Annotated in this window: 9 protein-coding genes; 7 read left to right on the top strand and 2 right to left on the bottom strand. The window is 38.3% G+C overall.

Going from position 1 to position 13,715, the window contains the following annotated elements; translation table 11 throughout:
• The first annotated feature begins 11 nt into the window (after positions 1 to 11).
• Positions 12 to 1,442: a glycogen synthase GlgA gene (gene glgA, locus MHH33_RS10040; protein ID WP_016427319.1), complete on the top strand. Its 1,431-nt coding sequence runs from the start codon at positions 12 to 14 to the stop codon at positions 1,440 to 1,442.
• Between the two features lie 301 nt (positions 1,443 to 1,743).
• On the opposite strand, the gene MHH33_RS10035 is transcribed toward glgA, so the two are convergent.
• Positions 1,744 to 3,099: an MATE family efflux transporter gene (locus MHH33_RS10035; protein ID WP_342541657.1), complete on the bottom strand. Its 1,356-nt coding sequence runs from the start codon at positions 3,097 to 3,099 to the stop codon at positions 1,744 to 1,746.
• Between the two features lie 256 nt (positions 3,100 to 3,355).
• Between MHH33_RS10035 and MHH33_RS10030 the strand changes: the two genes are divergently transcribed.
• Complete coding sequence (locus MHH33_RS10030; protein ID WP_342541656.1) at positions 3,356 to 4,432, top strand: undecaprenyldiphospho-muramoylpentapeptide beta-N-acetylglucosaminyltransferase; 1,077 nt, start codon at positions 3,356 to 3,358, stop codon at positions 4,430 to 4,432.
• Positions 4,433 to 4,576: 144 nt separating this feature from the next.
• Here the strand turns inward: MHH33_RS10030 and MHH33_RS10025 are convergent, their stop codons facing one another.
• On the bottom strand, positions 4,577 to 5,131 hold the full coding sequence (locus MHH33_RS10025) for a GNAT family N-acetyltransferase (RefSeq protein WP_342541655.1): 555 nt from the start codon (positions 5,129 to 5,131) through the stop codon (positions 4,577 to 4,579).
• Between the two features lie 357 nt (positions 5,132 to 5,488).
• Here MHH33_RS10025 and dapF point away from each other — a divergent pair, with 357 nt between their 5' ends.
• From dapF to MHH33_RS10000, 5 genes are all read left to right on the top strand, one after another.
• Positions 5,489 to 6,475, top strand: a complete 987-nt coding sequence (gene dapF / locus MHH33_RS10020) for a diaminopimelate epimerase (protein WP_342541653.1) — start codon at positions 5,489 to 5,491, stop codon at positions 6,473 to 6,475.
• Between the two features lie 13 nt (positions 6,476 to 6,488).
• Positions 6,489 to 8,519 carry a PAS domain S-box protein gene (locus MHH33_RS10015; RefSeq protein WP_342541652.1) on the top strand — a complete coding sequence of 677 codons (2,031 nt, stop codon included), beginning with the start codon at positions 6,489 to 6,491 and terminating at the stop codon, positions 8,517 to 8,519.
• Positions 8,520 to 8,582: 63 nt separating this feature from the next.
• Positions 8,583 to 9,257, top strand: coding sequence for a response regulator transcription factor (locus tag MHH33_RS10010; protein ID WP_342543759.1), 675 nt, complete (start codon positions 8,583 to 8,585; stop codon positions 9,255 to 9,257).
• Positions 9,254 to 10,660 (top strand): HAMP domain-containing histidine kinase, encoded by a 1,407-nt coding sequence (locus MHH33_RS10005; protein ID WP_342541651.1) that lies wholly within the window; start codon positions 9,254 to 9,256, stop codon positions 10,658 to 10,660. Before MHH33_RS10010 ends, MHH33_RS10005 begins: the two co-directional genes overlap by 4 nt.
• 230 nt (positions 10,661 to 10,890) lie before the next feature.
• Entirely contained in the window at positions 10,891 to 13,698 is a 2,808-nt protein-coding gene (locus MHH33_RS10000; protein ID WP_016427311.1) for a 2-oxoglutarate dehydrogenase E1 component, read from the top strand.
• Positions 13,699 to 13,715 lie beyond the last annotated feature (17 nt).

Here is a 13,715-nt window from a genome sequence, read left to right as displayed (position 1 = left end):
AGGGACCCAGCATGAATGTTTTATTTGCAGCCTCAGAGTGCGTCCCATTTATTAAGACCGGGGGACTTGGTGATGTCATAGGCGCCTTGCCTCTATCTTTACATGAAAAGGGAACCAACGTCAGTGTTATATTACCGAAGTATGGCGATCTTCCGTTACATTTTCAAGAACAAATGCAATGGATCAAAAGCATTGAAGTGCCTTTAGGGTGGAGACGTCAATTTTGTGGTATTGAAAAACTGCATTATCAGGGGATAACAGTATACTTTCTCGATAACGAATATTATTTTAAAAGGCATGGCAGTTATGGCTTTGGGGATGATGGTGAGCGTTTCGCCTTCTTTTCTCGAGCCGTGCTGGAGGCTTTGCCATTCTTAGAGGAACGACCAGATATCATCCATTGCCATGATTGGCAAACAGGCTTGATTCCTGTTCTTTTAAAGGCCCATTATGAAAATAATCCATATTATCAGGAAATCAAAACCGTGTTTACCATTCATAATTTACGTTACCAAGGTGTATATGCTAAATCAGTGCTTTCCGATTTACTGGATTTAAGCGAACTTTATTTTCACATGGATGGCTTAGAGTTTTATGGGGATGTCAGTTACCTTAAAGGAGGACTGGCCTTTGCTGATCGCTTGACTACTGTAAGTTCAACCTATGCATACGAAATACAGTCTCCCTTTTATGGAGAAAGACTTGATGGGTTTTTACGAAAGAGAGGCGCCGATATTCGTGGAATCGTGAACGGAATTGACAATGACTCCTATGATCCTAAACGTGATGAAAATTTATTCCTTCCATTCGACGATTATAAGGGGAAGTCTGTAAATAAAAAGCACCTTCAGGAATCACTCGGGCTTCCTATAAACGCTGATATACCAGTAATTTCTATGGTTACCAGACTAGTTGATCAAAAAGGCATAGATCTGATTCTACATGTCTTCCATGAAATCATCGGTTTGAATGTCCAGATTGTGTTATTAGGTACTGGCGATCAGCAGTATGAAGAGTCATTCAGGTATTTTGAAGAAGTTTATCCCGATAAAGTTTCAGCAAACCTATATTTTGATGAAGCATTGGCACGAAAAATTTATGCCGGTTCCGATCTTTTTCTGATGCCATCCCAATTTGAGCCGTGCGGCATAGGACAGTTGCTCGCACTTCGCTATGGAACCTTGCCGCTCGTCCGAGAAACAGGTGGGCTGAAGGATACCGTTATTCCTTATAATGAAATAACCGAAGAAGGAAATGGATTCAGCTTTGCTAATTATAATGCCCACGAATTGCTATATACGATTGAGCGAGCGGTTGCACTTTTCCGCTTCCAGCCTAACAAATGGAGAAACTTAGTAGGGCACGCAATGGATCTTGATTTTAGCTGGTCATCATCTTCGCAGCAATATCTCAAAATCTATCGGGAACTCCTGAAATCTTAAAAATATAGGCTCTGTTAAACGATATGGTAGTTAATCGTACATTTGCGCTAGCCGAAAGTTCCGCATGAGCCAACGAGTATGAAAATCACATACTTGTGGGTCTCATTTTTCGACAACGCCTTCGTGACCAACATCCTGTTCGTCCGCGGAAAGCAAGCAGATTCCCTTTAATCTTTTTAAAAAAATCAACCATAAAACTTAACAGAGACAAAAAAAGAACCGTTTTCGAATTTCTGAAAACCGTTCTTTTTGTGCAACCCATAATAAAGGTTATTCATACGAAAAAAAAGATGACGCAGTCCTAAAGGGACGCGACATCTTTTTTGCGCTGAATACGGATGAGTCTTAAGGATAAAGTGATGGCACCGGCAGATAAACCAACAATTAAACCAATCCAATATCCAAACGGTCCCAATTCAGTGAACTTCGATAGGAGATAGCCTACTGGCAAACCAATGATCCAATAGGAAATAATGGCCATGATGAATGTAACATTTACATCCTTATAACCTCGCAAAGCTCCTTGCACTGGTGCTTGTATCGCATCGGATAATTGAAATAGTGCTGCAAAAATAAAGAATTGTATGGTTAATTGGATGACCGTTTCGTCTGTAGTATACAATTCGGCAATTTGTTCCTTGAAAAAGAACAAAATACATGCTGAGAGGAAACTGAACATTACTGCAGTACTAACACTTAACCAGCTATAAATTTTTGCATCTTTAAAGCGCTTCGCTCCAACTTCATATCCAACCAGGACAGTAGTACCAATAGAAATGCTTAATGGAACCATATACATTAATGAGGTAAAGTTCAAAGCAATCTGATGGGCGGATATAACTGCCGTACTATACGTACTCATCATCAACGTAACTGCAGAAAAGATACTTGTTTCCGCAAAGATTGACAAACCAATAGGAACACCAATTTTACTGATATCGCGCCATTTTGAATACTGTACACGTTGCCAATTTCTGAAAAGCTCATATTGCTGAAAAGGTTTTTGTTTATGTACCACTCCAACTGCTATAAGAAAAATGAGCCAGTAGGTAATGGCAGAAGCATAACCAGCTCCGGCCCCTCCCAGTTCCGGAAAGCCAAAATTTCCGAAAATCAATAAATAATTAAAAAACACGTTTATAGGTGCAGATAATAAGGTGATAATCATGGAAACTCTTGTTTTTCCAAGCGCGTCCATGTACGAACGCAAAACATTGTAAGCAAATAATGGGATAATGCCGATGCTAATCGCTTTTATAAACGAACTGGCAACTTCTTCTACACGGTTCTCCAATGTCATAGATTGCAAGATCGGTTCTAAAACAAAAAATAAGACAATTAAGGTAAGGACGGACAACCCAAGAGACAGAAATAAACCTTGTTGGACAACCAGTCGGACTTCTTCCTTTTTTTTCGCTCCAACTAGTTGAGCGACAATAGGGGTAATTGCCAATAATATACCTGCCAGTCCGGTATAAACAGGTATCCATAATGAGGAGCCTACCGCTACTCCAGCCAAGTCCTCACTCCCATACCTGCTTGACATTAAAATATCAAAAAAAGTAATTAAGTATAATGCCACTTGAGTCACTAAAATCGGAAAAATAATTTTAAGCATCCGTGACCATTTTTCTTTTAGATTTGAAGTTTCATACATATGTGATCACCTTGAATTTCTACAAATTTTCCCCAGTATATCATATTTTTCTAAGGGTTCGTGGATATGGAAATAGTCGTATTATTCACTTTTACATTATGTGAATGGATTCCATCGTTTTGAAGATAACGTTCATGTTAAAGCTTTAAATGGTGTATATTATGTAAAGGGTAGATTATAAGAGCAGCTTGATTTTGCCAAATTGCCTCATGATTTTTATAACGATCGAGTGGCTTATTAGATAGGAGCTTTACACATGAAGAAAAAAACCATTGTATTAACAGGAGGGGGAACTGCTGGTCATGTTTCATTGAACCAGGCAATTATCCCGACATTAGAAGAGCAATCATTTGAAATACATTACATCGGTTCCAAAGATGGCATTGAATTGGAATTGATTCGCGATGCTTTTCCTCATATTACGTATCATGCCATTTCAAGTGGCAAATTAAGACGTTATGCCTCCGTCAAAAACTTCACGGATCCACTAAGAGTCATGAAAGGATTACTGGAAGCTTTATTCATATTAAAAAAAGTAAAACCTTCCGTAATTTTCTCAAAAGGTGGATTTGTATCCGTTCCTGTCGTAATGGCAGGTAAAATAGCTAACATTCCAGTTGTAATTCACGAATCTGACGTAACTCCAGGACTGGCAAATAAAATCGCGATGCCATTTGCCCATCATATTTTTACAGTCTTCCAGGAAACGTTAAAGCACTTACCATCAGAAAAGTCCAGTTGTTCTGGCTCCATTATTCGCTCGGAATTGTTTGAAGGGAGAAAAGAAACGGGAATGCGTCTGTGTGGTTTTGAAGGCTTTAAACCCGTTCTCCTCATTATGGGTGGGAGTCAAGGCTCAGCAGTAGTGAATGATGCCATTCGAAGTAATCTTCCTAAGTTGCTTAAAAAATATGATGTCATTCACTTGTGTGGAAAAGGCAAATTGGATGAATCATTAAACAACATAAGAGGGTATAAACAATTTGAATATGTGACACACGAATTGCCTGATTTGTTGCATGCCGCTAATATTATTATCTCCCGAGCAGGGTCAAATTCCATTTTTGAATTTTTAGCCTTGCGCAAACCGATGTTGTTAATCCCATTAACAAAACTACAAAGTCGTGGAGATCAACTTTTAAATGCCCAGATATTTAAGAAACATGGGTGGGCATCTGTAATTGAAGAAGAAGAAGTAACCCCAGCATCATTTATGGCTGCGTTGGAAGATGTTAAAGAACGCACAGAACATATCCAACAAGTAATGGAAAGTTCAGAATTTCCAAAAACGCCGAATGAAATGGTCAGTCTTATTACTTCATACGCAAAATAAAATACCGTCCATACACCATAAACGTGTGTGGACGGTATTTTTTTATTTAATCAAGCAAAGGCATTAACAGATATATTCATTTTTTAGAGGAATTCTATGTCTGCTTCCAGCACCAGGCTAGAGAGACGCTTTCCGCTTTTATTCTTACATCGCTTGTTCTTCTTCTTCTCCAGTGAACCTAGAAGCAGCCGTTGCCATGTAGAATAAATCTTTAGGGATTTGATATAACTCATATTGATGTGCACCTGCATTGATTTCTTCCAATAAAGCAGGGTGACTTTCTTTTGCATTCATCGTGTAAGGCAATTTTTCAGCAGCACGAATGGATTTTTCGTTATGCTTTTTAATCCGTAGGAATACGGTATTGATATTGTGCTGATAAAACAGCTCTTCCAAAAATAAGTTTTTTGCTTTTTGATTAAAACCTTTTCCTTGGAAAGGGTGACCAATCCATGTCCCAAGAAAACCTGCATGATCTTGAATATCATATAAATTAATGGTCCCAATTGGCATTCCGTAATCGTCAGTAATTGTGCGTGAAATTACTTCTCCACGCTCTTCTTCTTCCATTATCTGTTTCGTCATGAACATAAATTCATCAGCAGAAGTCGCTTTGTGACGAACAAAAGGGAAGACAGATGGGTGTGATAAATACTCGAATAAAGTAGTGCATTCGTGTAATTCTCGTCGTTTAATCATAATTAACGCCTCCGTACCAGGGTAGATCAAGACAGATGTCTGGTTCTAACCCCTCGAAATTTTTCATTTTGTGTTGCATAAAAAATTTCGGGGTGGGAATCGAACCCACTAGAACCAGTCATATTTGCTGGTGGCGCACCATTTGCCTTCCCTCACGATTTATGGTGAATAAAATCGCTTTATGAAATTGTTTGTTTGCATTCTTACTATACTAATTTTTTTTCAAAATGCAAAGAAAAAAATACGTTAAAAATGTGTAAGTTTTGTTACAAGATTATGCCTTTAATTTGAACGAATAGTTGTAACCGTTTTCGTTTAGATTTATGATGAAAAGATAGAGTATCTGGAGGGATTATCATGACCTTAATATTTCATAAAGTCCACGGTTCAGGCAATACGTTCTATTTACATGAAGAAGTAGAAAACACAACATACAATTGGACCTTAACTGCACAGAAGATGTGCGATCCTTCAAAAGAAAATGGAGCGGACGGTTTATTGATTATTTCGCCATCGACCCGTGTGGATGCGAGAATGCGCGTCTATAATGCGGATGGTTCAGAAGCATCCATGTGTGGCAATGGATTAAGATGTGTGGCGAGATTTGTATTAAACAAGACTGGTAAACAGACTGCAACAATAGAAACAATGAAAGCAGACTTGACTGTACGAAAAGTAGATTCTATTTTCAACAGTATAGATACATATTCAGTAGAAATTTCACCGGTATCATTTGAGCTGTCTTCACTACCAATGATCTATAAAAATAGCCATCAAATCATCAATGAGATAATGCCCGAGTTTTCTTCCGATATTCACTTTACCGCAGTGTCGGTTCCGAATCCTCACTTAATAGGTATAGTTCCTATTCAGTATATTGAAGATACCCATTTTCAAGAACAACTTGCTGCATCATTTAATAGAGAAAATATCTTTTTCCCTGATGGTGTAAATGTAAGCTTTGTTCACCCAGTAGATGATACTAGTATTTTTGTGCGGACTTATGAACGTGGTGTAGGATTTACAAATGCTTGTGGAACAGCCATGACAGCTTCTGCTTTAGTAGCTGCCACAATTAAACTCGTTCCTTATGGGGAAACAACGGTCTATAATCCAGGAGGATTTGTTAAGTGTGCGATTGAACAAAGCGATACTTCTTCGCAGCTTTCACTGATAGGAAATGCAACGTTTTTTGCTACCTATACCGGAATACTATCTGACGATGGGGAGTTCAACTGGAACTCCAAGATCCTTCATGATGATGAAATAGAGGAATATAAAGAATTAGAACAACTGGCAAAACAAAAAGTAAAAGATGGATGGTCTAGCGAATCGGACATGTAGGAGATGAAATGTAATGGAATATTTTTTCACTCAAGCACAGTTTGATTTATTATATGGAGATTCTACAGATTTAGTGTTCTTTTTAATTCAAAAGGAACACTCGTTTGAATACTTATTTGTCAATCATAGTGCTAGACTCATTTTCAAAGAAAACCCAATTCAATCAAAGTTGCACGAAATGGTGTCCGCTTCCCATTGTGAATCAATTCAGACGCACTACATGCAAGCGATTAATGAAAATAAAGTCATAACTTATCAAGATTTCTTTTTGTTTTCAGATTTAGAGTTGGTTAATGAGACAATTGTAAAGCCAATAATCACAGATTCAGGTACATATATACTGGCGATTACAAAGGAAGTATCGTTTCAGAAAGAAATTGAAGAAAAATATTTATTTATGCAATCACTCCTGAATATGAATGTAGATCCGACCATTGTCGTAACGAATGAAGGCAAGATTTTCGATATGAACCCTAAATTCGAAGAAGTGTTTGGCTATCGACTCAAGGAATGGCGAGGTAAACATTTCCTTAACTTGCCTTTCGTTCCTATCAAAGAACGCAGTTCAGTGGAACATCACTTTTATTCCAATTTACGTGGCGAAGGAAAATCTTCAGTTCTTGTAAAACGAATGAAATCGACAGGAGACAAAGGGACATTCTTAGTCAGTTACTCTCCGATTATGAAAAACGGAGAAAATGTAGCGATGTATATTTTGCTTCAGGAAGTTACAGACGAAGTGGTCTTAAAAGAAAGCCTGCGTAATACTAGACATGTTTTGGAGAGCTATAAACGTGCCATCAGTAAGGCAGCCATGGTATTAATGACCAATCGAAAGGGTTACATTGAATATGTTAATGAATTGTTCGAAGATATTTCAGGTAATGCGAGAAAAGACATCAAAGGTAAACATATCACGGTTTTACAGGTAGATCAGTACAATGACTTCCAATTGAAACGCATGTGGCGAGATGTTTTTAAAGATAAAATTTGGCGCGGCGAACTTCGGCACCGAGCAGTAGATGGTACGTTTTACTGGGGAGATACAACGGTTATTCCGCTATATAATAAACAGCAAAACATAGAAAATGTATTAATCATTCAATTTGATATTACTGAAAAAAAGAATGTGATGATTGAACTTCAATCAATTGAAAAAACGTTTAATCTGATTACTGAAAATACAAATGACTTAATCGCGATTACGGATGAAAATGGCTACATTTTATATACTTCGCCTTCTCACTGTCGTATTTTGGGTTTTTCCAAAGAAGACATGGCAAACAAGAAGTTCAGTGATATGTTGCCGTACCCATTTCAAGATACTTGGGATGATGACATTACAAAACGAGTAAATGAGGATGATGAAATTCGTTTGGAATTGCAGTTCGTCCGAAAAGACGAATCTAAACTTTGGACTGAAACCTCGATCGTTGCGGTGAAAAATCGTGAACATCAAGATAAACTACAACACGTCATAGTATCCAGAGATATTACGGAACGTAAAAATCTTGAAGAACATCTAACGTTTATGGCCTATCATGATAGCCTAACGCAATTACCCAATCGTAGTTTTTTAATGAAAGCATTTCCTAAATTAGTCCATAGTGCTGAATGTAAGAAAACTTCGATTGCCGTCCTTTATTTGGATGGAGATGATTTCAAATCAATCAATGACTCTTACGGGCATGATGTTGGTGATGAATTCATTCGGAAGTTTGGAGAAGCTTTATTAAAGAATGTACGTCAACAGGACTTGGTTGCACGAATTGGTGGTGATGAGTTCGTTATTGTATTAACAGATTTGTGTATGGACATGGATAAACGTATAGAACTAACCAATCAGATTATACATAACATCAAGTCGTCCTTGAAAAAAGGATGGTTAATAAAACAACAGGCGTTTCATCCTACAACTTCAATCGGTATTGTCTACTTCCCTGAATGTGGAAACACTATTGATGAATTGTTGAAAAAAGCGGATAAAGCTTTATACGAGGTGAAAGGTATGGGGAAAAATCAATACCTTTATTATTCAGAATGAATCTTAGGGAACCGGTCCGATAATTGGAGCGGTTCTTTTGAAAATATGGAAGAGGGTAAGATGATGAACAGCCGCGTCCTACTAGTTGAAGATGAAAAAAACATTGCTCGGTTTATCGAGCTCGAGTTGCGACATGAGAATTTTGATGTTGTCCATGTTATATCTGGAAGAGAAGGTTTGGAGGCAGCCAAAACTCATGATTTTGACGTTGTCCTGCTGGATGTAATGCTACCTGAACTGAACGGAATTGAAGTGTGCCGGCGCATCCGTTCATTTTCTCAAATACCTATATTGTTAATTACAGCTCGGGATGCTGTAATTGACCGTGTAGCTGGGCTAGATGCGGGTGCGGATGATTATATTGTTAAACCGTTTGCGATTGAAGAATTACTCGCTCGAATACGCTCGGTTTTAAGAAGAGCCAGCAAGTTAAATCATGAGACCGCGCGCCTGCAAATAAAAGATATTATAGTCGACACGGATGCCCATACTGTAAAAGTCGCCGAACAAAATATTGAACTGACCAAAACTGAATATGATTTATTGGTTTATTTGATGCAACAAAAAAATCGTGTGGTAACAAGAGATTTGATTCTAGAAAATGTATGGGGATATTTAGCCGATATCGAAACGAATGTTGTGGATGTTTATATTCGTCATTTACGCTCAAAGTTACCCCAGCATGCAACCAGCTATATCGAAACGGTCAGAGGGGTCGGATATGTGATGCGTGAATGAATGAGTGGAAAAAGTTGAATCAGAAAATCGCTTCTCAATCGTTGAAGAAAAAATGGGCAATCAGTTCTGCAGCCGTAATCTTTTTAAGTTTCGCTACTATGAGCATAATCTTATATGTGGCATTAAAAGGTTGGTTGTATCAACAGGAAGAACAAGAAGTGAATCGAACGATGCAGGATTTAACGGCATTTTTTGAATCTCAAGGTCCTTTTTTGACCGTTCAGGACATTCAGTCCAATACAGGGTTAATGAAATCAATTGTCGATAAAGACCAGACCGTGAGATTGTTGAATGCTGATGGAATTGAAGTGCTTCAAATCAATAACACTTCTACTTTCAAAGCATTTAAAGATATCGATGTTCCTGAAGAAGGTTATGCTCTCAATGATTATGATAATTCATCCATTTCTGCAATCGGGAACGTTAGACTCGGCCGATTTAAAGGGTATATACAACTCGAGCACCCGTTAAAGTCATTTCAATCCACTAAGACGTACATTTTGACAGCGATGCTGTTATTCAGTGTATGCGCTTTGCTGTTGTCTGGGTGGATCGGGTACATTCTGGCTTCTTACTTATTAAAGCCACTCAAGGATTTGAAAATGACTATGGATGACGTAGTTGCTCATGGTTTTGAAAAAGAATTAACGATTTCCTACGACGCAAAAGATGAAATTGGCGAGTTAATCATTGTATATGAAAGCATGATGGCCAAATTGAAGTATTCATTTGAACAGCAGCAGCAGTTCATGGCAGATGCTTCTCATGAATTACGCACTCCCATACAAGTAGTGGAAGGGCATTTATCCTTATTGAACCGGTGGGGAAAAGATGACCCGGAAATTTTGGAAGAGTCACTAGGAATATCTTTACGAGAAGTACATCAAATGAAAACGTTGATTGATGAAATGTTGGAACTTGCGCGTGGGGAACAAATGAAAGCTCAACCACCAACAAATATTCTCGAGCAAACCGAAGAAGTGATAGAAGAACTAGTTCAAGTTTATCCAACGGCATACATTGAACATAAAATTCCCATAGATCGGTCATTGCATGTACTCATTTCCTCAAATGCTTACCAACAAATTATGCGAAACCTGTTAATCAATGCAATCCGGTATAGTACAGAGCCTGCTCGAGTTCATATCTCATATGAACGCAAGACAAAATATATTATTGTCCATGTACAAGATCAGGGGATTGGTATAGATCCACAGCATGAGACAAAAATATTCGACCGATTTTATCGGGTCGATATGGCCCGTTCCCGCGATTTAGGCGGAAGCGGTTTAGGATTAAGTATTGTAAAGATGCTTGTGGAAAATGCGAGAGGATCTATAACCGTAAAAAGCGAACTAGGAAAAGGCTCAACTTTTTCACTCGTTCTTCCTCTAATAGAATGATGAATCCTTGTCTAAATGACGGGTTATTTCGACTTAACGAAAAAGTTTGCTTAATTTACTAAAAAGCATTGTATTTTCCTATGAGAGTAGTAAGATTGAAATGGAAAAAATGTTCTGCCATTTGCATTGCGTTCGATTCCTTTGATATCAAGAACTAACGTGATAAAATAATGTAGATTATTAAATAGAAATAGGAAATGCCGCTTGGCAAAAGTTGGAGGGTTTTCTAAATGTCAAAAAACGGGTCACCGAACGGGTCACCATGGACTAAACTTTCTGGTCCGAATTTAGGTTATGTATTGGAAATGTACGATACGTTCATGCAATCACCAGAATCTGTTGACGCAGAACTAGGTGAACTTTTTAAACAGTATGGGGCTCCATCTACAGATGAAAATCTTGTCGATTTCTCTGCAGCTGGGCAAGTTGATCCGAACCATGTAGGCAAAGTATTGGCAGCTGTACAATTAGCTGACGCTATTCGCGCACATGGTCATTTAGCTGCGGATATTTATCCGTTAAATGATCGACCAAAAGATTCAACAAGATTGGATCCTTCTTCATATGGATTGACAGATGCTGATCTTATCGAGATTCCAGCTTCTTTATTAATGAAAAATGCTCCAAAAGATATTCAAAATGGCTTGCAAGTAATTGAGCATTTGAAATCTTTCTATACGGATAAGATTGCTTATGAATTCGCTCATATTATCAATCCACAAGAACGTCAGTGGATTCAATCAAAAATCGAATCTTCTTCTATGAAATTAACTTTATCGACTGAAGAACGTCAAGCGTTGCTTAAACGTCTTTCGGAAATTGAAGGATTTGAAAAATTCATCCATCGTACTTTTGTCGGTGCTAAACGATTCTCGATTGAAGGGTTGGATACCTTAGTCGTCTTGCTTGATGAATTAGTTCGACAATCCGAAAAATATCAAACGGAACAAATTCTAATCGGTATGGCTCACCGTGGACGCTTAAATGTCTTAACACACATTATTAACAAGCCATACGACATGATGTTTGCAGATTTTGCACATGTTCCAAATGAATCGTTCTTGCCAAAAGATGATTCATTGAAAATTACGACTGGCTGGTTTGGCGACGTGAAATACCACATGGGTGCAACGCATACTGCTAAATCTGGTCTAAAAGTAAAACTTGCTTATAATCCTTCTCACTTGGAAGTAGTTAGTCCAATCGTTACTGGACAAACTCGCGCAGCGCAAGAAAAAACGACAAAAACAGGTGTACCTGTTCAAAATCCAAAAGCAGCTTATTCCGTGTTGATTCATGGAGATGCAGCATTCCCAGGTCAAGGTATCGTAACGGAAACGTTAAACTATAGCCGTATTCGTGGATTCCAAACTGGTGGATCAATTCATATCATTGCCAACAACATGATTGGTTTCACAACAGAATATTACGATTCACGTTCAACTCATTATTCTTCTGACCCTGCCAAGGGATATGAAGTACCGGTTGTCCATGTTAATGCTGACGATGTTGAAGCAGTAATTGCAGTCGCACGTCTGGCATTTGAATATCGTGAACAGTTCGGTAAAGACATCCTAATCGATTTAATCGGTTACCGTCGTTTCGGTCACAATGAAATGGATGAGCCGTTGGTAACAAACCCAACAATGTATCATGCTATTCACAAACATCCAACTGTACGTGAACTATACGGCAAGCAATTGGTTGCTGATAAAGTTGTGGCAGATACAGATGTGAAAAAACTTGCTACTGACGTTCAAAAAACAATGCAAGCTGCTTATGATCGTGTAAGAGAAGTGCCTGAAGCAGTACATCAGGATATTGTCATCCCTGAAGTTGTATTGAATGGATATCCGGAAGTTCCTACAGGTGTGAAAGAAGAAACACTTGTAAAAATGAATGCTGAATTATTATCATGGCCTTCAGAATTCTCGGCATTTAAGAAACTTGAAAAAATTCTTAAACGTCGTGAAGAACCTTTTAAAGGAAAAGGAAAAATCGATTGGGCGCATGCAGAAACATTAGCATTTGGTTCGATTATCCAAGAAGGTAATCCGATTCGATTGACTGGTCAAGATGCTCAGCGTGGAACTTTTGCACACAGACATCTTGTTTTACACGATGAAAAAACTGGAGCAGAACTTGTTCCTTTACACCATATTTCAGATGCAAAAGCATCATTTGTGGTATACAACAGTCCATTGACTGAAGCAGCGGTTGTCGGTTATGAATTTGGATATAACTTAGAAAACGAAAAAGCATTAGTCATTTGGGAAGCACAATACGGGGATTTCGCAAACATGGCGCAAGTTATGTTTGATCAATTTATCTCTGCTAGCCGTTCAAAATGGGGTCAAAAATCCGGATTGGTCATGTTACTTCCACATGCGTATGAAGGTCAAGGCCCAGAGCATTCAAGTGCTCGTTTAGAGCGTTATTTACAAATGGCCGGAGAAAATAACTGGACAATTGCAAATCTATCAAGTGCTGCGAACTATTTCCATATTTTACGTCGACAAGCGAAAATGCTTGGAGAAGAAACGATGAGACCTTTAATTATTGTTTCGCCTAAATCATTGCTTCGTCATCCACTTGTGGGTGCTGAAGTAGCAGACCTTACAACTGGCCAGTTTGACACTGTTCTGGAACAACGAGGTCTTGGTGAGCAAACAGATAAAGTGGAAAGAATTTTATTGGCAAGTGGGAAAATGGCGATTGATTTAGCTGATAAAGTAAAAGATGGCAAGGATTTCGACCATCTTCACTTGATTAAAGTTGAACAATTATATCCATTCCCTTCTGAAAAAATTCAAGCAATTGTTGAACGTTATCCAAATGCGAAAGAAATCGCTTGGGTACAAGAAGAACCACAAAACATGGGCTCTTGGACATTTGCAGATCCATACTTACGTGATTTAGCTGGAACGAAGAGTGTTAGATATATTGGACGTGTTAAACGTTCAAGTCCAGCTGAGGGCGATGGTGAAACACATAAAACAGAACAATCCCGCATTATTGAAGAAGCGGTTTCACTTTAGAACGTATTGATTAGAGG

Origin of the sequence: Paenisporosarcina sp. FSL H8-0542, from assembly GCF_038632915.1 — a bacterium.
Lineage (GTDB): Bacteria > Bacillota > Bacilli > Bacillales_A > Planococcaceae > Paenisporosarcina.
The sequence above is the reverse complement of the archived record's forward strand: the minus strand, read 5'-3'. Positions and strand labels throughout refer to the sequence as shown.